The sequence below is a fragment of the Halobacillus sp. Marseille-P3879 genome (assembly GCF_900240285.1).
Lineage (GTDB): Bacteria > Bacillota > Bacilli > Bacillales > Halobacillaceae > Halobacillus_A.
The window spans coordinates 1,504,744-1,525,469 of record NZ_OESS01000001.1 but is presented as its reverse complement, the minus strand read 5'-3'; the positions used below and the strand labels follow the sequence as shown (position 1 = coordinate 1,525,469).

The window sequence follows — 20,726 nt, the reverse complement described above, 5'->3', positions numbered from 1 at the left end:
CTCAAAAGAAATGCGTTGTGTATAAAAATTAAAAGAATGTTTAACCTATACATGTAAACATTAAAAGGAGGGATAATATGAGCTGGATCCAAAAAACAGCATTGTTTTTAATTATCGTCGGAGCGATTAACTGGGGTTTAATCGGTCTCTTTCAATATGACCTCGTGGCAGGTTTGTTTGGAGGCGGCGAGCAAAGTGGAGCTTTCGCACGTGTTATTTATACACTTGTAGGAATTAGCGGACTTATAGCCATTTCGATCTATTTCTCACGTGCCGCTGAATACCATGATGCCACTGCGGATGTTACAGAAAAATAAAAAAGCCCGGCTAACCGCCGGGTTTTTGATTATTTACGATATTTCTCTCGATCGTCTGACTGCTTAATCCAGTCTTCAAGTTTATCTTTAAGGGTGTTAAAACCTGCAGATGCTTCTTCCTGTTGAGGTTTTGCAACAGCTTGTTTACGTGGACGGCGCTGTTCCTGCTTTGGTGCTTCCTGAGTCGCACGAATAGAAAGAGAGTATTTATTCTTCTCTTCATCAATGTTTAGAATTTTAACTTGTACTTCGTCACCTTCAGTAAGATGTTCGTTAATATCCTTTACATAACCATGTGTTACTTCAGAAATATGAACAAGACCTTGTACTTTCTCATCTAAAGCAACAAACGCTCCATATGGTTGAATACCTGTAACTTTTCCTTCTAGAACTTGACCTTCTTGAAACTTATCTGACATGCTATACAACTCCTGATATAAATTATTCGTTTCTTTTCACGCAATTATTGATTTTACCACACCTTTACACTTTAAGCAAAGAGTTCATGAAAGATACACCGCCTCGTTCATGCTATAATAAAACTATAAATGAGGAGGGATAATAAATGGCTGTTGGTGAGAATATCCAAAAGTATCGCAACCTCAAAGAAATATCAAAGGAAGAGTTAGCCTTAAAAGCAAGAATCGGTACCCAAACGTTGAAATCCTACGAATCTAATGAAAGAATTCCCGAACTGGACACCTTACTGAAAATTTCAACCGTCCTTGATATCCCTGCATCAGAGCTTATGGAAGACGACGAAACCCAGGTAATGGACGAAGAATTACAGGAACTGGTTAACCAGGTAGGCGTGAAACGAACTAAACTTCTGCTTCGAAAAGCGTTAGACTTCTCGGAGGAGGAAGTATTAAAAGCTATGAATCTACTTTATGACTTAAAAAACGAAAAAAAATAAAAAAATAGGTTTAAAGTGCCTAAATAATGGCTATATTTATTAGCGTAAGACTTTCTCGTATTCCCCCTGTGTAGCAGAGCGATTTTATCGCTTTGCTTTTTTTTTGCTTTTAAATGAAATCACATTATTTTTTCTTAACAGCTTTTTTAGGTATGATTAAGAAAGTGAATGAATGGATTGGAGTGGTAGGATATGAGCCGTTTTTCAAATGTTATTCAACGCAAAGGTACCCGCTCAGTCAAGTGGGATTATGCTGAACATTTATATCAAGACAAAGAAATACTCCCAATGTGGGTAGCTGATATGGACTTTCAGGCACCACAAGAGGTCATCGATTCTTTAAAACAAAGGGTAGAGCATGGAATCTTTGGATACACCATGCCTGATGAAGAGATAAAGCGCTCTATAATAGACTGGATTGCTAAAAGGCATCAGTGGAACATAGAATCCGATTGGATTACTTACAGTCCTGGAGTTATACCAAGCTTACACATGATCGTGCAGGCCCTGACTGAAGAACAAGATAACATACTTATTCAGACACCTGTCTACCCACCTTTTTACAGTGTTATCAAAGAACATCAGCGTAATGTTGTTAAGAACTCTTTAATCTATAGTGAAGGCATGTATTCGATCGATTTTGAAGACTTTGAAAACCAGATAGTAAAAAATAACGTAAAAATGTTTATTCTCTGTAACCCTCACAATCCTGTCGGCAGAGTGTGGAAAGAAGAAGAATTAAAGAAAATGGGCGAGATTTGCGTAAAGCATAATGTAATCATTGCCTCAGATGAAATTCATGCGGATTTGATTTTGGATGAGCACAAGCATATCCCTGTTGCATCTGTAAGTAATCAATTGAACAATCAAACAGTAACATGCTACTCTCCCACAAAAACATTTAATTTAGCAGGGCTGCAAGCATCTTATATAGTGACTTCTGATAAAGAAAAACGTGAATCCATTAAGAAGAACTTTGATAAACAAGGAATGCATATGCTAAACACGTTGGGGTTAACTGCCATGGAGAATGCTTATATACACGGAGAGGAATGGCTGGAGGAGCTCCTTGAAACAATCCAGAGTAATAGAGACTTCGCTGCAGAACAGTTTAGAAAACATACGGATTTAATAAAGGCAGTTCCACTTGAAGGCACTTATTTACTCTGGCTGGATTGCCGCTCGCTAAATTTGTCCCAGGCTGAACTTAAATCATTTATGCAAAAGCAAGCTAAAGTAGGGCTAAACGATGGAGTTTCTTTCGGAGAAGAAGGGAAAGGGTTTATGAGGATGAACCTTGCTGCTCCCCAGGAAATAATAGAAAATGGGGTTCAACGTATCGTCGATGCCGTACGGCAAAAAACAACTTCCTAGTCATGCTAGGAAGTTGTCAGACTGTCGAGAAAGTCTCGACAGTCTTTATTTTTTTCTGTAACTTTCACTTTTCACCGCGTTAGTTTGGTACACTATAGGTAAGAATTCTCTAAGGCGGTGTTAGTCATGTTTCACTCTAGAAAAGAACGCCAAAATGAAATCGAAATATTGACCATTGAAGAATTGGTGCCCGAAGATCACTTGCTTCGTAAGATTGATCAATACATAGATTTTTCCTTTATCCCTGAAAGAGTACGTGCAAGACAATGGCCGTCCTTCTCTTGATCTTCTTGTGGTATTCAAAATGATGTTTATCGGCTATTTCTATGGGATTCGTTCGGAACTGGAATTGGAAAGACAAAACGATAATAACGCAGCCCGTGCAGTTCTTTGGTATCTGCGAAGCTACGTTCCACTTTTTCTTTTCTCATTCGATAAATCCACTTGACTTCATTCAAAAGCCGGTTCAAAGGCATTACTGACAGCTGCCTGTTTGAACATGAAAAAAGATTGCCCTTCACCTGGACAGGGTTAGCCAGGTGAAGGAGAGTCGTTTTCTGTTACGGGCTGGCGAATACTGCGAGACTCCTGCGGAAAACCGGGCGATCCGAGACCCCGCAGTGTGGGTTTCACGAGGAGGCCCGGGCGTTCGTCCGCGGAAAGCGAGCGGTATTCGCCCGCCCGTGCACACAAAAAAAGCTTGCAGAAAAACACGGGAGTTCTCTACAAGCTGACAACTTCCTAGTCACACTAGGAAGTTGTTTTTATTCATTATTCTCATCCAGCTCTGTTGGATCACTGGTTTCATCTTTATCAGCCTCTTGGGTAATCTCTGCACAAGCCACTCTTTCCCCAGAATCACCCGCCGGCTGAGACATCCCATCATCTGCCTCACTGTGAATCACCAACGAAGTCCCTTTATCTCTCAATAGAGAAGTTTGTCCATCTTTAAGTGTAGCTTCTGGAAGCATTAATTCTACGTCAACCTTGCCATCACCGCCGGCTTCAATATTAGGAAGATCACCTGTATGAGCTCCTTTTTCATTCATTAACCCGTGGTCCGCATTCTTTGGATTAAAGTGGTTGCCTGCACTCTTAAAATCAGGACCTTTACATTCCGGTCGTTCATGAACATGAATCCCATGTACGCCTGAAGAAAGTCCTTCAGCAGTAACACTTACTTCCACTCCATCAGGCTGTTCAGTAAAAATTGCATTTCCTATTCGATCCCCTTCTTGGTTATAAATTGGTGTTTCAAGAGGAGAGCGGCTGGCATCGTTACAACCTATTAATAATACCAAACCTGCTAAACCTAGCCACTTCTTCATAATCAACGCCCTTTCAGAAGACAGTATAGTGGCTAGTTTTTCCATAAGCAGTCCACTTTATAACAAAAAAAACAAGACTATATAATAATCTAAGCCTTGTTTGAGTAATCTTTACTTGATTGTTCACTTACCGTATGTGACCGGGAGAAGTTTTCCGTCTTTCTTTCTTCCTTACGGGATTTTTTAATAATGAAGTACATTGTAACCCCAGCTAGAATAACAAAAACCGCAAGCATTAAAACAGCTGGAATGTATTCTGTTTTATCTTCGGGAAAATATAGAAATTCCATCATAAGACAACCACTACCTTTCGATGATATTATAACATGTAAAAGATGCAGTGGAATAATGTTAACCATTCCATCACATTTAAAATACTTTGAGCTTACAAAGAGGAGGAATAATATGACTGAATTAAAACAAGGTGATATTGTAAAGGCTCATTATAAGACCGGAATTTATATAGGAGAATTTATAGAAGAACGCCCCCACGCTTATTTAGTTAAGGTGTTAGCTGTTGATAAACACCCGATGCAAGGTGATTTGCATAATCCCGGGCAGACAGATGAAGTATTTTTTCACCAAAGAAAGGCGTTAAGCTATTTGGAAAAAGCAAACATAAACAAACAAGCAATAGAAATACTCGAAGACCAAGAAGTTCCCGACTATACAGACTCGTTAAGAAAATCAGTAGAAAAACTGAAAGAAAAACTCATTAGACGTGAAACCAATTTTAATCAATCAGCTCTAAGACAGCTTGATGATTTAGAAAAACAATATTTCAAGTAATTTCAATCTCCCGGCACTTTAAGATTCTTCTTTTTCTTCAAGGGTTGACCATAGATTTTTGTCGTGATTTTTGGAGCTTTTTCAAATAGAAACATGCCGATAAATGCAGCGATTAATATATAAAGCCCGCTAAAAGCCTTTAAAGTGCCGGTTGCGACACTTGCTATTACAACTGAGAATTCGCCTCTGGCACACAAGGATAAACCTGCTCGCAGAGACGATCGCTTAGACAGACCATAAATAGGCCCTCCCACGATTCCAACAAGGAGCTTTGAAAGGATCGACCACATGATCACGATAACTAATAACAAAGCCATAGGGACACCATTACCGAGCTCAATGGTTGTCCCAAAATAAACAAAAAATGCGGGAAGCATTAAATCCCTAACAGGAAACACCGTCTGTTCCACCTTCTCGATCTTTCCTAGTTCAGCAAGCATCATACCTGCCAAAAAAGCTCCCAGTACTTCTGAGAGCCCCAAAAACAGAGCAAGCCCTCCATAAGTTAAAGCAATCCCTATAAGCAGTGAAATCTTAAAATCCTCATCTGATATTCGATCAAGAAAGCGTTCAAAGTTCTTGAATAAAGTTTTACCAATAATGACTGCTAATAAGGTTAACCCTATTATTTTTCCTAATAAGTATAGTGTAGACAGGCTTGTGAAATTTTCTCCTGAACTTACTCCAAATAATACAGCCACAACAATAGGTGCTACTAAGTCTTCAAAAATTAAAATCGCAAGTATGAATTCTGTCTCTGTATTCGCCATTCTTCCTCGATCATCCAACAGCTTTGCTGTAATCGATGAACTTGTAGCGTATGCAATACCACCAACAAGAAAACTGGAAAATAAATCAAGATTAAATAACAAGGCAATTCCCGTTGTAATTCCCAGGCTTAAAAACACATCCAGCAAGCCTGCAGGCCAAACTTTCTTCGCAATCCCTCCAAGACGTTTCACATTAAACTCTAACCCAAGCAGGAAAAACAGCAGAACTATCCCTACTTCGCTCGCAAAGTGAAGGATCTCACTTTCAGCAAGCGCGTCTGCCAAAATAATTCCTAATAGAATATAAAGAATAACGTTTGGCATTTTGATTTTAAGGCTCAGGTACCCCAAATAAAAAATGAATAATAAAATGAGCCCCGCCCCTAACAAATCAGGAAAGTCGGTATGCAAGTTGGATCATTCCCCTCCATTACACAAAGATGTCATACTATCTATTTGATCTTGTTTCCCTATTGACATAATAACATCTCCAGGCTGCAATTTAGTGTCTGCATCCGGAATAGCAATTGTTTCGTCTCCTTTGACAATACCGATAATAGTTACGCCAGTTAAATTACGAACTTCAGATTCTTCTATTGTTTTGTGTACAAGTGGAGAACCAGGCTTTAGTTCAATCCAGTCAATCACAATTTGGTTTTTAAATATCTTCAGCTGGTCTGCATTCACAGGCTGATAGGTTGCCCCTAACAGCTGAGCACCAAGCTCTCTTGTTTCATCAGAAGTTAAATCCATAGCGAAGTCAGCTTCCTCACTATCCTTATCATCGAAAAAGTATAATTCCCGTTTGCCGGTATGATGAACAATAAGTACAAGCATACTTTCTTCGGCTGTTTTCAGAGAAATCTTCTGCCCGATTCCCGGCAGCTGAGAAATAGAAATATTCATGTCGTCCTTCCTTTCTGCCACGACGCTGTTATTCATGGAAACGCGTCGTTGTATCTTTAGATAAATCAATAATTTCTATACTATACGTATTAAAAGAATGATCGTCCTTAAAACAGCGAATAATTGGTTATTGCGGAAGCCCTTTGTTTTCGTCGAACTCATTATCGTAATATCTAACCATAAGGTCGCCAGATTTTCCTCTTTAATTCAGGATTTCACAGCTCCTTGACTTTAAAACGCTTACATAATATCCATACGGTTATTTTTATTCTATCAGCTGCTTATTTGCCATTCCACTTGTTTATTTGTTTTATCCCAACGAGTGTGGTAATTTTAATAGTGCGAAAGAATGAAAAGGAGGTCAACCAATGAGTGTACATATTGGTGCTAAACCTGGCGATATTGCTGATAAAATTCTATTACCCGGAGATCCGCTAAGAGCAAAATATATAGCTGAGAACTTTTTAGAGGATGCAATTTGCTATAATGAAGTTAGAGGAATGTATGGGTACACAGGAACCTATAAAGGTGAACGTATTTCCGTTCAAGGAACCGGAATGGGTGTTCCTTCTATTTCTATTTATATCAATGAATTGATGGAAAGTTATGATGTTCAGAAATTGATTCGAGTAGGTACATGTGGAGCTCTTCAAAAAGACGTCAAGGTTCGTGATGTTATTCTTGCTTCAACATCAACTACAGATTCCCAAATGAACCGCATGGTATTCGGCGGTATCGATTATGCTCCAACCGCTGATTTTAATTTATTGAAGAACGCTTATGATGCTGGGTTTAATAAAGGATTGAAACTCCGTGTAGGTAACGTATTCACAAGTGACAGCTTTTATCGCGATAATGCGATGGATTTGTTCAACCTGCTGGCTAAGTATAACGTTCTTGCCGTAGAAATGGAAACAACGGCACTCTATACGTTAGCTGCCAAGTTTGGCCGGAAAGCGTTATCCGTTCTAACAGTAAGCGATCATATCCTAACAGGAGAGGAAACTTCTTCTGAAGAACGTCAAACTACTTTTAACGAAATGATTGAAGTAGCATTAGAAGCAGCGATCCAGGAATAAAAAAGTGTCATCAATAGAGGGCACTCAGCTTGTAGAGAAACCTCGTGTTTTTCTACAAGCTTTTTTATGCGCACGTGCGGCCAAAACCCACTCGCTTTTCGCAGACATTTTCCTTTCCAAGAAACCTGTTCTTTATAACCTGGTAAGCAACGCTCCGCTTTCTCTATTCTCACACGACGATAATCCATTTCCCTCATTGAAAAGTCGATTCAAACGAAACCGCTCTTTTTTCCCATACACGTCCTACTGGTACTTCCACTTAGCCACAGAGCCTTTTCTAGTCTGACAGCGGCAGGCGGGCACACAGATAAGGCTGTCGAGAAAGTTCTCGACAGCCTGCGTGCTCTCATAGAGGGTACTTTTTATGAATTAATTGCATAGGCAGCCAATGTTTTCGCCATTACTCCTGTAGGTCCTTTAGGGCCAAGCTCATGTGGGGCATCTGCCATTGAAGTCCCAGCTATATCAAGGTGTACCCATGGGGTATCTTCCGCAAACTCTCCAACAAATGCTCCTCCCATAATAGGATGTGCTTTTCTAGTTGGAGAGTTATTTAAATCCGCTACGTCACTTTTTCTAACCTGTTCTTTATAATCCTCGTTGTAAGGAAGCTGCCAAATAGGTTCTCCCATTTCTTCGGCAGTCTGCTCAATCTCTTTATAGAAATCCTGGTTGTTCGTCATTGCACCGGTCATCCAGGAACCCAAAGCAGTGACAACGCCTCCGGTAAGTGTGGCGACATCAATAATACGGTCCACCTTATTCTGTTTGGCATAGGTCACACCGTCTGCTAAGGCCAAACGCCCTTCTGCATCAGTGTTCAATACTTCTATGGTCCGCCCGCTCATTGAAGTAATGACATCATCCGGCTTAAACGCTCCTCCTGAGATCATATTATCAGTAGAAGGAATCACCGCTAAAATATTACACTTAGGTCTTACTCTGCCTATGGTCTCCATGGCTCCAAGAACAGCCGCAGCTCCTCCCATGTCCCCCTTCATTCCAGGCATCCCTGTTTTCGATTTTAGAGAATATCCTCCAGTATCGTAAGTAATTCCTTTTCCTACAAATGCAGTCACGTTCTCCCATTGTTCAAGTCCCTGATACTTCAATACAATTAAGGCCGGCGGTTCTGTCGACCCCTGATTTACAGCCAATAAAGCTCCCATACCTAATCTCTCAAGATCCTCTTCCTCTAATATTTCCACAGAAAAATCATGCATCAATGCCAGTTCTCTCGCAAATTCTGCCATAGATGATGCAGTTAATAAATTTGCAGGAGAATGAACAAGATGTCTTGCAGTATTTACGCCTTTGCTAAAAGCGTACCCTGCAGCTAAAGAAAACATTAACTCGCTTTCCTCTGCCTCTGTAATCAGGGTTAACTGGTCAATATAAGCTGTTTCTTTCTGTTTTTTTGTTTTAAAGTGAGAGAGCTGAAAAGTAGCCATTCCCATACATTCTGAAATAAGGGAAGCACAATCATTTTCAGTTGCAAAAACTGAAAGAATGCTGTTTACATCAACAGCAGCACGCTGGATCCCATCCTTCTGCATTCTCTTAAATAAATTCCCGAAAGCTTTACGGTACCTGCTTTTATTTATGCTCGATTCATTCCCTAGTCCGATAAAATAAATTCTTTTAACCCCTGAATATTCAGGGACCAATACTTTTTCTATTTCTTTATAATTAGTCGATATATCTCCGTCTTGTATGTAGCGCTGAAGAGCCCCTTTTAATTGCTCATTTAAATTATTAAACGTCGGCGAAGGGGCCTTATTCGTAAATAAACCTATTACAAGCGTCTCCTCTTCATTCTTATAAGATTTAGTAATTTGAAACATTCTGATCTCCTCCCAACTAAAGTATACTAAAATATTTTATTTCTTCCTATTACAGAACAGACAAATATTTTAGTAATATGCTACAATCATTATACGACACGTATTATCAGTTGAGAGAGGATGTTCGTTACAGAAATGGATTTACTCCACAACTTTCCGCTTTGGGCTTCTATTGCAGCTATCCTATTTGCTCAAATAGTAAAAATACCCATTCAATTTATCGCATCCAGAACCCTCAATCCCGGCCTCGCTTTTAGTACTGGAGGCATGCCCAGCAGTCACTCCGCAGCAGTGACAGCTCTTTCAACTGCAGTGGGATTAGATCAGGGATTTGATTCTTCGATGTTTGCTGTGGCCGCTGTATTTACTATTATTGTTATGTTTGATTCTACCGGAGTTAGACGGCAAACGGGAGAACAAGCAATTATGTTGAATATCTTACTGAATGATTTCCATCGATTTGTGAATGAAGCAAGAGAATGGGCAAATAAGGAGCAGTTCCAAAAGAGGGAAGAGTTAAAAGAATTGTTAGGCCACAAACCGATCGAAGTATTCTTTGGTGGTCTTACAGGTGTTCTGTTAACCACCCTATTACATGCACTTATAAAATAAACAAAAATCCGGCCTGTACTACACAGCCGGATTTTTACTCATTTAATATGGCTTCACGAAATACTTGCATAGTTTCGTTGTTATTATAATGGATCAGCTCTTCTTCTTTTAATGTGCCGTCTCCCTCTTCAATTACATATACTTCCACATTCTGCTTACCCCAATTTTGATAAACTGCGTCCACTGTAGGATAATATAAATCTACTTTATCCCCCTTTATAGCTGAGCCTGTGTCAGCTACCACACCATATCCATAACCAGGTATAAAAAGAATAGTTCCAATAGGAAAAATATCCGTGTCAGCCGCAATTGTAGAATATAAATCCCGGGTAACTTCTACACCTGAATAAGTAATACCATATGCAGGGTGATCTTTATTCTTGCCGGTAGACTCATAACCCGCTGTATACCCAGTTGCTACAACATTACGTGAAGGGTATTGAGCAAGATCGAGAAAGTTGGTCAACTCTGAGTGTTCGAGAGATTGGGCAGATGCCGCCTGCTGACTGGAGGTATAAAAGCTCGCCTGCATACTTTTATCTCTATCCTTATTTCTAAACCATTCATTTAGATCTTTCACCGATACATTAGAAATATTATACCAGGTGCTGTATACAGCCCCTAGAAACAATAAAAGCAATCCCAGCCGCTTAAGCACCAAAAACATGATGAATCACCTCTCGATGTTCATCATGTCCAAAGTAGTGAATTTTTATTCAATTTTAAAGTGTGAATTAGAACATTTGATAACCATTTTTCCTAAGCCATCTAATCACAATTCCAGCTGCTATCGTACCGATGAAACCGGCTGATAAAATAATGATATCTACCACTTTTAAATTAGTAAGCATACTGAACACAGTAGAAAAGGCTTCAGCCGGATTGGTAAAATATAAACCAGTCTTAAAGTTATCTACAATAAGCAAGACTACAACAGGATAGAATACAGCCATTATCCACGAAGAGCGCAGAATCATGTTTAACAAGAACCCGATTCCGAAGAAAAGAACAAAAAACAGAAGCATGGATACAGCAAATTGTACAACATTCAACAGAAGATCCCCCTACTTGTAAAAAAGCAAAGACAGACTGACTGTCTTTGCTTTTCAATCTTCCTTTATTTTAAGAAATTCAACTTTCCTTTTTTCAACAATAGACTTGGTCCACCTAATTTAAGAAGGTATCTGTTATCAATAACTTTCTTCATCGCTGTTGCAGACCAGCCAAATAGCTTTTTATCTTCAAAAACGACACCAATTGCATCATTATGACCTAGAGAAGCAACTGTACCCTTAAGATCTGGTTTAAATGGTTCGATATGATCCTCACCTTTTACCAGTTTCGTAAGGTTCGCAGCTGTGTTTTCAGCCATTTGAATGGCAATTTGTGCAGTTGGAGGATAAGGACGTTCTGTTTCTTCGTTAAAGATTAAGGCACAATCCCCAACGATGAACACATCAGAATATTGCTTGCTTCTTAAATCAGCTTCAACCGGTATACGCCCGCGGTTTGCTTCAAACCCTGATTCTTCCACAAGTGAATTTCCTCTTACACCTGCAGCCCACACAACGGTATTGGTAGCTATCTCTTCACGCTGCTCGTCTTTTTCAAACACGAGTTTGTTCTCAGTAACCTCTTTAATCATAGCACCAATCTTGAATTCTACTCCTCTTGCTTCCAGGGAGTTCATGGCATATTCCACAAGTTCAGGGTCAAATCCAGGCAGAGCCGTTGGGGCAGCCTCTACGTTAATAATACGAACTTTTTCACGTGGAATATCGTATTCTTTGCACAATTCAGGAATTCTATTAGCTAACTCACCAACAAACTCGATGCCAGTAAAGCCGGCGCCACCGACCACAATATTTAAGCGTTCTTCTTTAGGACTAACTTCATTGTTGTATTTTGCAAAATTGTATTCAATATGCTGACGAAGCAGACGTGCGCTATTAATACTGTTAATAGTAAACGCATGCTCTTTAAGACCGGGAATGCCGAACGTTGCTGCTTCAAATCCCAGACCGATAACTAAGTAATCATAAGAAAGTTCGCCATTCTCTAGTACTACTTTCTTCTCTTCAGGAAGGATACTTGCAACTGTATCCTGTACAAAATTAACCTGACTAGTGTTTATGACATCTTTAATGTTAATACGAGTACGATCATGATGAAGAGTTCCAGCCGCATTTTCATGAAGCCAGGTAGTTTGATAATGATAGCTGTGCTTATTCACTAATGTAATATTAGCATCATTTGGTCCAAGACTCTTCTGTAACTTAACTGCTGTCATAATCCCGCCATAACCAGCGCCAAGAATGACAATGTTAGGGTTTTTCATCCTTATCACTTCCATCTCATTTAATTTGTTTCCCTTGTGACTTGTTTCCCTTGTGACTCGTTTCACACAATCATGCATAAAAAAAAGCCTGTCGTTTCGTATATATTTCTGTCACAAAATCGTTATGGTTTCTAGTCTCAATATTAGACCTTTTTATTTGCATTTTCAACCCTTTGCCTTTTTATCCGAAAAGTTTAAATATTTAAATAATTAGTAAGCGCTTTCCTTCCAACTTACATGATCATATGTCATGTTTTATGATAGAATAGAAAAAGTGTAATTTGATTTCTTATAGGGGGACAACTAGTATGAGCGATAAAGTTTACGATATAACTGTTATTGGCGGCGGCCCCACCGGATTATTTACTGCATTCTATGGTGGCATGCGCCAAGCCAGTGTTAAAATTATTGAAAGCTTACCTCACCTGGGTGGTCAGCTGTCAGCTCTCTATCCTGAAAAATATATATTTGATGTAGCCGGATTTCCTAGAGTAGGGGCACAGGAGTTAGTCGACAATCTAAAAGAACAAGCTTTGGCTTTCGATCCAGCAATCTCATTAGAGCAGGAAGTGCAAACCATTGAACGGCTGGAGGATGGTTCTTTTAAGCTTACGACCAACAATGAAGTTCATTATACAAAAACCATTATCGTAACTGCTGGTAATGGAGCATTTCAGCCTAGACGTTTGAAGATTGCTGATACCGAAAAATTTGAAGAGACAAATCTTCACTACTATGTGGATGATATGAACAAGTTTGCCGGCAAAAATGTTGTGATTTGCGGCGGCGGGGACTCAGCGGTAGACTGGGCACTTATGCTTGAGCCAATAGCCAACCAGGTACACCTTGTCCACCGGCGTGATAAGTTTAGAGCTCATGAACATAGTGTGGAACAGTTAACCAACTCAAAAGTTAACAGACTGACTCCTTATACGCCAGAAAAAATGGTTGGTGACCATAGAATCGAACAAATCGAGCTTCATGAGGTAAAAGGCGATGACGTGAAACTCATCGATGTGGATGAAGTGATTGTCAATTATGGGTTTATCTCCTCTCTCGGCCCTATTAAAGACTGGGAGCTCGAAATTGAAAAGAACAGCATTGTTGTTAACTCGAAGATGGAAACTAATATAAAGGGGATTTATGCAGCTGGAGACATTTGCACATATCCTGGAAAGGTTAAATTAATTGCTTCAGGATTCGGAGAAGGGCCTACTGCGGTAAATAATGCAAAAGCTTATATGGATCCAGATGCGCGGGTCCAGCCTAAGCATTCGACCAGCATGTTTTCATAATTAGAAAGTGGTTCAGCTTGTGGAGATTTTTTCCGCAAGCTTTTTTCTTGTCGGCAGCACCGAAACCCCGCCTTCCCTTTATAGCAGTCGATCTCTGAGCTAACTAGTGAAAATTACGGAAAAACGCAAAAAAATCAGGTTGTCGAGACTTTGTCGACAACCTGAATCTCTTCCTTTTATTATTCTTCAGCTTAACAGTTAGGATCCGGCGTACCTTCATTTGTTGCGGTTTTAAAAGAAGATCCGCAGCCGCACGATACAATGGCATTCGGATTATCGATCGTAAACCCGCCGCCCATCATGTTTTGTTTAAAATCAATCGTGGTCCCTTCAATAATCGGAATATCCTGCGTTCGAATAACTACTGGAATTCCATTGTGTTCTTCTATCGTATCTAATTCTTCATTAATATCGTCTTCAAAGCCCATGGCATACGACAATCCACTGCACCCGCCGCCTTTTACGCCAAAACGAAGGCTGACCTCAGTCGACTCTTCTTCTTTCAACATTTGCTGAATCTGATGATTAGCCGCATCTGTAATGTTAAGAATCATGTTAAGACTCTCCTTTCCATTCCTTAATGAAATTATACTAACTGCCATTACTTTTATCAAACAAATGAGGTTTAAAATAATTCTATTGCCCTTAATAAATGGCAGGTTATTAACGATTAAAGAAGCCCCTGCAGAATAACTCTGCAAAGGGCTGTATACCGACCTGCTTTTAAAACAAGGGGTTTTCCTCCAGATGTTGATATATATTTGAAACAAGTTCTTCAGCAGTATCAGCCATAACTCGTTCTCCATTTACTAATGCAAACAAGCCTTGCGAACATATGCCGCAATGACTTAAACATCCATATTCAACAACATCCAAGTCCGGGTCTTTCTCAAGCTCTTCCATTGCTTCATCAGACCCGCTAATTAAATTATTAACACAAAACTCGATTAATGGATTCATCCAATTCACCTCTTTAATCTGGATGAAACCCCAGTCCATTCCTATGATATCATAATTCATTCAAAGTAGGTAAGAACTTATTTTAAAGGCTGTAGGCCATTTTGTTCTAAGCAAATATAGACATCTTTTAATCTTGGATTTCCTTCGCCGGCAATTTCTCCATTGATAATGACTAACGGGTAAAATAACTCGTCAGCCTTGATTTGTTCCACATATTTTTCGTCATCCTCAGTGTATTCGTCTTCAAAGACGTCTACATACCGGTAGGTCAACCTTTCAGGATCATACTTTCTTCCAATCGCAGCTTGCAGCCATTCATACGTTTCTTTAGACCCCGGAGCGTTAACGCAGCTTGCACAGCGTTCACTAGAACCGTATACGGTCAATTGCACTTTTTCATTCATGGCCATTCTCCCTTGTCACTTGTTTTACTCGTTCTTCAAGTTTACAAAACTTCATAAAAAAGATAAAATGAAAATGGTTCTCAATTTTATTTTCTATGAGTCATGAATAGATTTTTTAATGATTCCGATTTATAATAAGATTAATGAAAGGGGAAGATTGAACATGGAAGCTCAAGTTCAAGAAGTGCTTAATAAACTTCGCCCATTTTTACTTCGTGATGGAGGAGACGTAGAACTTGTTGATGTTGAAGATGGTATCGTACGCCTGCGCCTTATGGGAGCTTGCGGAAACTGCCCGAGTTCAACAATAACTCTTAAAGCAGGAATCGAACGTGCTCTTGCTCAAGAAGTTCCAGGGATTTATGAAGTCGAACAAGTATTTTAAATTAGCCTTAACACAGATCCGTACGCGAATAACGTGTACGGATCTTTCATTAAGACACAGGAGTAACTGCTCCCTTTCCTAATAAAAAGCTCTCTAAGTTACTCAAGCTGAGCTTAATCATGGCTTCTCTGGTTTCAAGTGAAGCCGAACCTATGTGTGGAAGACATACCACCTGGTTTAATGTAAGAAGCGGATGGTCTGAAGGAATCGGCTCATCTTCAAAAACATCCAGTCCGGCTCCTCTTATCTCTCCTGCTTTTAATGCTTCATAAAGATGTTCTTCATTCATTGTAGCTCCTCTTGAAGCATTTACAAAAACAGCACTGCTTTTCATTTTTCTAAATGCACTCTCATTGAATAAGTGCTTAGTTGAATCAGTCAAAGGAACAAGGCATACAATATAGTCTGAACTTGCAATGAGGTCATCCCATTTTTCGTATTGAATTCCGTATTTCTGTTCTACCTCTATTTTTCGCGAACGATTATAGTATGAAACGTTCATGTCAAAACCTAAAGCACGCCTGGCTACCGCTTCCCCTATTCTCCCCATTCCAACTATTCCTATTTTTTTGTGATGTACATCAGATCCTGCGAGCAAAAAAGGAGACCAATGCTGCCAGTTTCCTTGTTTAACATACTCTGCTGCTTCTACAATCCTCCTTGCTGTCGTCAGCAATAAAGTAAAAGTGAGATCAGCGGTCGTGTCCGTTAATACATCCGGCGTATTTGTCACCATCACGTTATGACTCCTGGCTGATTCTAAGTCAATATTGTCGTAACCAACAGCCAGATTAGCTACAATTTTCAGGTTCGGCGCCTGCTTTAGCAAATTGTCATCCACTTTTTCTGTTAACATCGTTAATAACCCATCAGCTTTCATTGCTTCTTCTTCCAATAATTCTCTAGGTACGGCAGTATTTTCACTTTCCCACATGTGAATATCAAAGTCTTTTCTTAAAGGTGCTGTCAGTTCTTCAGGAAGCTTCCTTGTAATAAAAATATACGGTTTGGCCATCGTTATCACCTCAACTGTCATTATAAAGGAAATGAAAGCGTATAGCACATATTTTAGAAATAACGCAATTACTTCTGGTATAATACTGTTATCGCATCCAATGTTTAATCAGGACATCATTGTACACAGGGAGGTCATCACAGTGTCAGACGAAAATCGAAAAGTGAGTACACTTGAAAAGAAAGCCAGAGATTGGCTGATAGAAAGAGGCGTTACCATCGACGATATGGCAGAGTTGGTCTATTACTTGCAATCCAAATATCATCCTAATCTAACCATGGAAGACTGCCGGTTCAATGTGCATCAGGTCCTTAAAAAAAGAGAAGTTCAAAACGCAATCATTACAGGCATTCAATTAGATGTATTAGCTGAACAAAACACGCTTGAGGAACCCCTTCAATCTACCATTGAAGCAGATGAAGGACTGTACGGAGTGGATGAAATCATTGCCTTCTCGATTGTAAATGTCTACGGTTCTATTGGATTTACCAATTACGGATATATAGACAAACAGAAACCAGGAATATTAAAAAAATTAAACGATAAATCATCAGGCCAGTGCCACACTTTCCTTGATGATATTGTCGGTGCTATTGCAGCAGCAGCTTCAAGCCGGCTGGCCCATAGTGCAGTCGGTGAAGAATATTAAATATACCATCTGCTAAAAAAACCACGCAAAAAATCTTGCGTGGTTTTTTTAACATATCGAAACTTTTCTCATATTTTTTCGTATATAATCGTAATATAATTACACTTATGGAAAGGATAGGAAAAATGAGAAAACGGTATATATGGATATGGCCTACATTGGTTATCTTAATTGGAATTGGTCTTCTTTTTTATGAAAATTATCTCAAAGTTACAGAACCCCCAAGTAAAAATTGGAGCAGAGAGATTGAACTGGGGTTAACTCCTTCAACGAACCTTCCCATCATTCAGAAAACAACCGATAATTTAAAAACATCTTATTTAACTAATGACGGGGTCAACATACGATCTTTTGACAACTCTTTTACTATAATCGAGGAGGAAATGCACCCTATTCCTTATGATAAGTGGACTAAATATTATTTAGACGAAGATCACCTCCTCTATTCTGACTATTATTCCATGTATGACGGGGAAAGTAATGAAAAGATATCGGATATCCAACAGTTTATTGCTCTAGATCAATTCGTTCTTTATCAATATGATATGGAGGTTTACCTCTATAACCCGGAGACCTCAGAGTCCACTTCAATTTTAACTCTGGAAAACGAAAAAACTAAACTGCATACATACGAAAATGAGCAAAACACTTATCTGCTTACTGAATATAATGGAAATGGGAATACTCAGTTAAATTTTTATGAAGTGAGCGAAAAGGGAACAGAATTGATTGGAGAAAGTGAATTTACAGTAAATCAATCTGAAGTTATAGAAGACCTTCAATTTACCATTCAGAACGAAACCTATTCCGTTGTATTGACTACTTATCTAAAGAAAAACATGTCAGGATCACCTGAAAGCTTTAACTATTTCGCGAGTCACGCTTTAGATGAAGACCCTGAATTCAAAAAAATACAGTTCCAGGATCCAAAGGCCGATCAAAAACTAGCTGAAATCTCGGATATTACGATGAGGGTGACAGAGGACCAAAATGAGATTTTATTTAAAGGTCTGGGTTACACAGAAACTAAATATAGATCCGATAATCAATTCAACATATATAAGGCTGCTTTGAAGGGTGACTCTGCGAGCAGTGTCACAAGAGTAAGCAATACACCTGAATCCTCAGCGTCCCCTCAGTGGGTTGACAAAGATACGATCGTCTGGCTGGATATTATGGGAGAGGAAAATCAACTGCTTCTATCTTCAACTGCAGACGAAGCGGTTGTAATATCCGAACAAATAGCCGGGCATTATTTAATGGATGCCCTTGGGAAAACACTTGGGATGCTGTCATACAGCTTTTTAACCATTATCCTGGGGCTGCTTTGGTTTATCTGGCCTATGGTGTTTATGCTGTTTATTATGTTTGGAAAAGGTTCAGCACTCGATCGTGACCGACCTTGGATTCTATTTACCGGTATTGGTGTATATTTACTTGCTGCTTTTTTCTATAAGGATAGAGTGTTTACACCTGAATTAATGGTACGGGCTCCCGATTATTTGAGTTTTCCAGCAAGTCCGTTTATTTATATTTTTATTTTCGCTTTGCTGGTATTCGGGATACTGATGGGGCACAGAAAAAGTCTTGATTGGTCGGTCTCCCTTAAATTGAGTTATTTCGTAGGGATTCACCTATTATTTATTACTATATTTTTTGGTCCATATTTATTATAAAAAAATCGACAGGACGCTTAAATATGCGTTCTGTCGATTTCCCATTCTGACAAGCTACCTATTGCGAAAGTCGGCTGTGAACTCATCCCTTTTATGCTTTCCTGTGAACTTACTCCTGTTTCTACCATCAATGTATCAATCCCAGCGCGAATTCCTGCCAATATATCAGTTTGGTAATTATCCCCTACCATAATAATATCTTTTTTATGAATTCCTAAATAGCTGATCGCCTGTTCCATAATAATGGGTTCTGGCTTCCCTACGTAAATAGGTTCTACCCCGGTACTGACGGCCACTGTGGAGGTTAGTGCTCCATTTCCCGGCAAGAGCCCTCGTTCGGTTGGAATAGCGCGGTCTGAATTAGTACTTATAAATTTTGCTCCATTTCTAATCAGCAGGCATGCTTCTGCCAGTTTTTCATACGTAATCAATCGGTCGATCCCCATCACTACATAGTCTGGAGTATGATCGTCAATATCAATATTTTCTATGGCTAACGCATGATAAAGTCCATTTTCCCCAATTACGTATGCTTTAGATTTAGGATTTTTTGTATGAATATACTTTGCAGCAGCCATACTTGAAGTAAAGATTTGATTAGAATCTGCCTCTATCCCCATGCTTTTTAATTTTAATGCCACTTCCTCTGGAGTTGAGGAGGAATTATTCGTAATGAATAAATGCGGAATAGAAGCCTGATTTAAACGATGAATAAATTCAGCTGCACCCGGAATGCGTTCATTTCCTCTGTACATGGTGCCATCTAAATCAATAAGGTAGCCTTTATAATTGGTCATCTTCTTTTTGTTTCACTCCATCTTTTGAAAAAGCTGATACAGGACCAAGCTCGTTTTCTAAGTAATTTCTTACACGCTCGGGAAATTGCAGTAAAGTATCATACTCCTTTTCCCAAACGGATTTGATCTCTTGATGATCCACTTTAATATAGTTTTGCACAACAGATTTGCGAAGCCTTATTATACTTTTGTAACTTTCTTCCTGATTAGCAGGAAGTACCTTTTCATCAGTCAGAATATCTATTATGTCTTCATAACTGCCTGGATCCCGCATAATAAACCCATCAATGATTTGATTACCTGTATCAATAATGGTTTCTATTAGGAGATGAGTGATACGTTCCAACAATAGAGATTCAGCAAAAGTTTGATAGTGGTGCTTCTGCTGCTCTTCCAGAAGCTCCTCCATATATTGTAAGATATTTTCAATATGCTGGCGGTTAACAAAATACATGGACGTTCCTCCTACTATTGCGTATTTTTAGTAAAAAATTTAAAAAGGAGTTCCTCATATGACGATAATTAAAGTAATTAAAGACCAGGAAGAACATGCTTTAACTCGTTTTATTAATTTCTCTGCAAGTGGCAGACGCTTTGAATTTGCCTTTTTAAAGGCAGACTATTTGAAAGATGATACGTTAGTTGTCGACTTGCTCGGGAATCATAATTTTTCATTGAACCATCAGACCCTTCATGAAAAAGGCCACCTTGAACAAGTGTTTCACATTAGCCAAGTGCAGGCGGATGAGCTAAGAGAATGCCTTGACCAGTATTTGTAAAAATTGCTTCGAGAGCGATGACTAGCGGAGTACAATCCCGGTCTAATTCAAATGAATATGTAAGTATAAAACCGACGTGCTGATTATGGACACGTCGGTTTATTAATCAACTCGCTTTAACACAAAATATGCACAGCCAAAATTACAATACTCATATAGATAATCGTCCAGGGTTGTAATCTTTGTATCAAATGAAGCCTTTGTATTTTGATCATCGTAGAACCCTTTTAATCTTAGCTGTCCGTAACCCCAGTCCCCGACAATATAATCATACTTGCTCAAAATATCACTAAAACGGGCTTCAATTTCCTCTTCATTGAACCCCTCTCTATGATCTTCAATTAATTCATAATTTTTTCCATACAATTCGATCAATACCATCACCTCTAACTAGTTCTTAGTGTACCATATTTCCATTTGTTGAAGGAAATAGATCAGAAAAATTTGTATCATAATTCAAATTCCGTCCAAGCTAAAAAAAAGAACGAAAAAA

27 protein-coding genes and 1 pseudogene are annotated in these 20,726 nt (G+C 39.1%); 12 read left to right on the top strand and 16 right to left on the bottom strand.

Annotated elements, in window-relative coordinates:
- Positions 1 to 77: 77 nt before the first annotated feature.
- Positions 78 to 317, top strand: coding sequence for a DUF378 domain-containing protein (locus C1A12_RS07515; protein WP_101843204.1), 240 nt, complete (start codon positions 78 to 80; stop codon positions 315 to 317).
- A 29-nt stretch (positions 318 to 346) separates the two neighbouring features.
- On the opposite strand, the gene yugI is transcribed toward C1A12_RS07515, so the two are convergent.
- Entirely contained in the window at positions 347 to 736 is a 390-nt protein-coding gene (gene yugI, locus C1A12_RS07510) for a S1 domain-containing post-transcriptional regulator GSP13 (protein ID WP_101843203.1), read from the bottom strand.
- Positions 737 to 882: 146 nt separating this feature from the next.
- Between yugI and C1A12_RS07505 the strand changes: the two genes are divergently transcribed.
- The 3 genes and pseudogenes from C1A12_RS07505 to C1A12_RS21350 all read left to right on the top strand — a co-directional run.
- A complete protein-coding gene (locus C1A12_RS07505; protein ID WP_101843202.1) occupies positions 883 to 1,233 on the top strand; it encodes a helix-turn-helix domain-containing protein in 351 nt (116 codons plus the stop codon).
- A 192-nt stretch (positions 1,234 to 1,425) separates the two neighbouring features.
- Complete coding sequence (locus C1A12_RS07500; RefSeq protein ID WP_101843201.1) at positions 1,426 to 2,607, top strand: MalY/PatB family protein; 1,182 nt, start codon at positions 1,426 to 1,428, stop codon at positions 2,605 to 2,607.
- 126 nt (positions 2,608 to 2,733) lie between these two features.
- Positions 2,734 to 3,007, top strand: a pseudogene (locus C1A12_RS21350) (transposase); the annotation flags it as partial.
- Between the two features lie 364 nt (positions 3,008 to 3,371).
- Here the strand turns inward: C1A12_RS21350 and C1A12_RS07490 are convergent.
- Positions 3,372 to 3,980 (bottom strand): superoxide dismutase family protein, encoded by a 609-nt coding sequence (locus C1A12_RS07490; protein WP_235001551.1) that lies wholly within the window; start codon positions 3,978 to 3,980, stop codon positions 3,372 to 3,374.
- A 44-nt stretch (positions 3,981 to 4,024) separates the two neighbouring features.
- Positions 4,025 to 4,228 (bottom strand): hypothetical protein, encoded by a 204-nt coding sequence (locus C1A12_RS07485; protein WP_101843199.1) that lies wholly within the window; start codon positions 4,226 to 4,228, stop codon positions 4,025 to 4,027.
- Between the two features lie 112 nt (positions 4,229 to 4,340).
- Between C1A12_RS07485 and C1A12_RS07480 the strand changes: the two genes are divergently transcribed.
- On the top strand, positions 4,341 to 4,724 hold the full coding sequence (locus C1A12_RS07480) for a kinase-associated lipoprotein B (RefSeq protein WP_101843198.1): 384 nt from the start codon (positions 4,341 to 4,343) through the stop codon (positions 4,722 to 4,724).
- A 2-nt stretch (positions 4,725 to 4,726) separates the two neighbouring features.
- Here the strand turns inward: C1A12_RS07480 and C1A12_RS07475 are convergent, their stop codons facing one another.
- Positions 4,727 to 5,905, bottom strand: a complete 1,179-nt coding sequence (locus tag C1A12_RS07475; protein WP_101843197.1) for a cation:proton antiporter — start codon at positions 5,903 to 5,905, stop codon at positions 4,727 to 4,729.
- A gap of 6 nt (positions 5,906 to 5,911) precedes the next feature.
- Complete coding sequence (locus tag C1A12_RS07470) at positions 5,912 to 6,400, bottom strand: cation:proton antiporter regulatory subunit (protein WP_101843196.1); 489 nt, start codon at positions 6,398 to 6,400, stop codon at positions 5,912 to 5,914.
- A gap of 368 nt (positions 6,401 to 6,768) precedes the next feature.
- Here C1A12_RS07470 and deoD point away from each other — a divergent pair, with 368 nt between their 5' ends.
- Positions 6,769 to 7,479 (top strand): purine-nucleoside phosphorylase, encoded by a 711-nt coding sequence (deoD, locus tag C1A12_RS07465; protein ID WP_101843195.1) that lies wholly within the window; start codon positions 6,769 to 6,771, stop codon positions 7,477 to 7,479.
- 362 nt (positions 7,480 to 7,841) lie between these two features.
- Here deoD and C1A12_RS07460 read toward each other — a convergent pair whose 3' ends face one another.
- Entirely contained in the window at positions 7,842 to 9,323 is a 1,482-nt protein-coding gene (locus tag C1A12_RS07460; RefSeq protein ID WP_101843194.1) for a leucyl aminopeptidase, read from the bottom strand.
- Between the two features lie 135 nt (positions 9,324 to 9,458).
- On the opposite strand from C1A12_RS07460, the gene C1A12_RS07455 reads away from it, so the two are divergent.
- On the top strand, positions 9,459 to 9,935 hold the full coding sequence (locus C1A12_RS07455) for a divergent PAP2 family protein (protein ID WP_101843193.1): 477 nt from the start codon (positions 9,459 to 9,461) through the stop codon (positions 9,933 to 9,935).
- Between the two features lie 34 nt (positions 9,936 to 9,969).
- On the opposite strand, the gene C1A12_RS07450 is transcribed toward C1A12_RS07455, so the two are convergent.
- From C1A12_RS07450 to C1A12_RS07440, 3 genes are all read right to left on the bottom strand, one after another.
- The gene (locus C1A12_RS07450) at positions 9,970 to 10,602 is read right to left on the bottom strand and encodes a 3D domain-containing protein (protein WP_101843192.1); all 633 of its coding nucleotides are present in this window, start codon (positions 10,600 to 10,602) and stop codon (positions 9,970 to 9,972) included.
- Positions 10,603 to 10,669: 67 nt separating this feature from the next.
- The gene (locus C1A12_RS07445) at positions 10,670 to 10,987 is read right to left on the bottom strand and encodes a YuiB family protein (protein WP_101843191.1); all 318 of its coding nucleotides are present in this window, start codon (positions 10,985 to 10,987) and stop codon (positions 10,670 to 10,672) included.
- 65 nt (positions 10,988 to 11,052) lie between these two features.
- Complete coding sequence (locus C1A12_RS07440; protein WP_101843190.1) at positions 11,053 to 12,273, bottom strand: NAD(P)/FAD-dependent oxidoreductase; 1,221 nt, start codon at positions 12,271 to 12,273, stop codon at positions 11,053 to 11,055.
- A gap of 308 nt (positions 12,274 to 12,581) precedes the next feature.
- Here C1A12_RS07440 and C1A12_RS07435 point away from each other — a divergent pair, with 308 nt between their 5' ends.
- Positions 12,582 to 13,568: an NAD(P)/FAD-dependent oxidoreductase gene (locus tag C1A12_RS07435; protein ID WP_101843189.1), complete on the top strand. Its 987-nt coding sequence runs from the start codon at positions 12,582 to 12,584 to the stop codon at positions 13,566 to 13,568.
- 191 nt (positions 13,569 to 13,759) lie between these two features.
- Here C1A12_RS07435 and C1A12_RS07430 read toward each other — a convergent pair whose 3' ends face one another.
- The 3 genes from C1A12_RS07430 to C1A12_RS07420 all read right to left on the bottom strand — a co-directional run bounded on the left by C1A12_RS07430 (position 13,760) and on the right by C1A12_RS07420 (position 14,932).
- On the bottom strand, positions 13,760 to 14,122 hold the full coding sequence (locus C1A12_RS07430; protein WP_101843188.1) for an iron-sulfur cluster assembly accessory protein: 363 nt from the start codon (positions 14,120 to 14,122) through the stop codon (positions 13,760 to 13,762).
- 169 nt (positions 14,123 to 14,291) lie between these two features.
- The gene (locus tag C1A12_RS07425; protein ID WP_101843187.1) at positions 14,292 to 14,528 is read right to left on the bottom strand and encodes a YuzB family protein; all 237 of its coding nucleotides are present in this window, start codon (positions 14,526 to 14,528) and stop codon (positions 14,292 to 14,294) included.
- Positions 14,529 to 14,605: 77 nt separating this feature from the next.
- Entirely contained in the window at positions 14,606 to 14,932 is a 327-nt protein-coding gene (locus C1A12_RS07420; protein ID WP_101843186.1) for a YuzD family protein, read from the bottom strand.
- A 118-nt stretch (positions 14,933 to 15,050) separates the two neighbouring features.
- Between C1A12_RS07420 and C1A12_RS07415 the strand changes: the two genes are divergently transcribed.
- Positions 15,051 to 15,317, top strand: a complete 267-nt coding sequence (locus C1A12_RS07415; protein WP_200816558.1) for a NifU family protein — start codon at positions 15,051 to 15,053, stop codon at positions 15,315 to 15,317.
- Between the two features lie 49 nt (positions 15,318 to 15,366).
- Here the strand turns inward: C1A12_RS07415 and C1A12_RS07410 are convergent, their stop codons facing one another.
- On the bottom strand, positions 15,367 to 16,332 hold the full coding sequence (locus tag C1A12_RS07410) for a D-glycerate dehydrogenase (RefSeq protein WP_101843184.1): 966 nt from the start codon (positions 16,330 to 16,332) through the stop codon (positions 15,367 to 15,369).
- A gap of 100 nt (positions 16,333 to 16,432) precedes the next feature.
- On the opposite strand from C1A12_RS07410, the gene C1A12_RS07405 reads away from it, so the two are divergent.
- Together C1A12_RS07405 and C1A12_RS07400 are read left to right on the top strand one after the other, a co-directional pair.
- Entirely contained in the window at positions 16,433 to 16,981 is a 549-nt protein-coding gene (locus C1A12_RS07405; RefSeq protein WP_101843314.1) for a phosphatidylglycerophosphatase A, read from the top strand.
- Between the two features lie 125 nt (positions 16,982 to 17,106).
- Entirely contained in the window at positions 17,107 to 18,657 is a 1,551-nt protein-coding gene (locus C1A12_RS07400; protein ID WP_101843183.1) for a hypothetical protein, read from the top strand.
- 17 nt (positions 18,658 to 18,674) lie between these two features.
- On the opposite strand, the gene C1A12_RS07395 is transcribed toward C1A12_RS07400, so the two are convergent.
- Complete coding sequence (locus tag C1A12_RS07395; RefSeq protein WP_101843182.1) at positions 18,675 to 19,454, bottom strand: TIGR01457 family HAD-type hydrolase; 780 nt, start codon at positions 19,452 to 19,454, stop codon at positions 18,675 to 18,677.
- The gene (locus C1A12_RS07390) at positions 19,441 to 19,908 is read right to left on the bottom strand and encodes a DUF86 domain-containing protein (protein WP_101843181.1); all 468 of its coding nucleotides are present in this window, start codon (positions 19,906 to 19,908) and stop codon (positions 19,441 to 19,443) included. Before C1A12_RS07390 ends, C1A12_RS07395 begins: the two co-directional genes overlap by 14 nt.
- Positions 19,909 to 19,966: 58 nt before the next feature.
- On the opposite strand from C1A12_RS07390, the gene C1A12_RS07385 reads away from it, so the two are divergent.
- Entirely contained in the window at positions 19,967 to 20,233 is a 267-nt protein-coding gene (locus tag C1A12_RS07385) for an SAV0927 family protein (RefSeq protein WP_101843180.1), read from the top strand.
- 102 nt (positions 20,234 to 20,335) lie between these two features.
- On the opposite strand, the gene C1A12_RS07380 is transcribed toward C1A12_RS07385, so the two are convergent.
- Entirely contained in the window at positions 20,336 to 20,608 is a 273-nt protein-coding gene (locus tag C1A12_RS07380; protein WP_373420424.1) for a YutD family protein, read from the bottom strand.
- Positions 20,609 to 20,726: the final 118 nt, after the last annotated feature.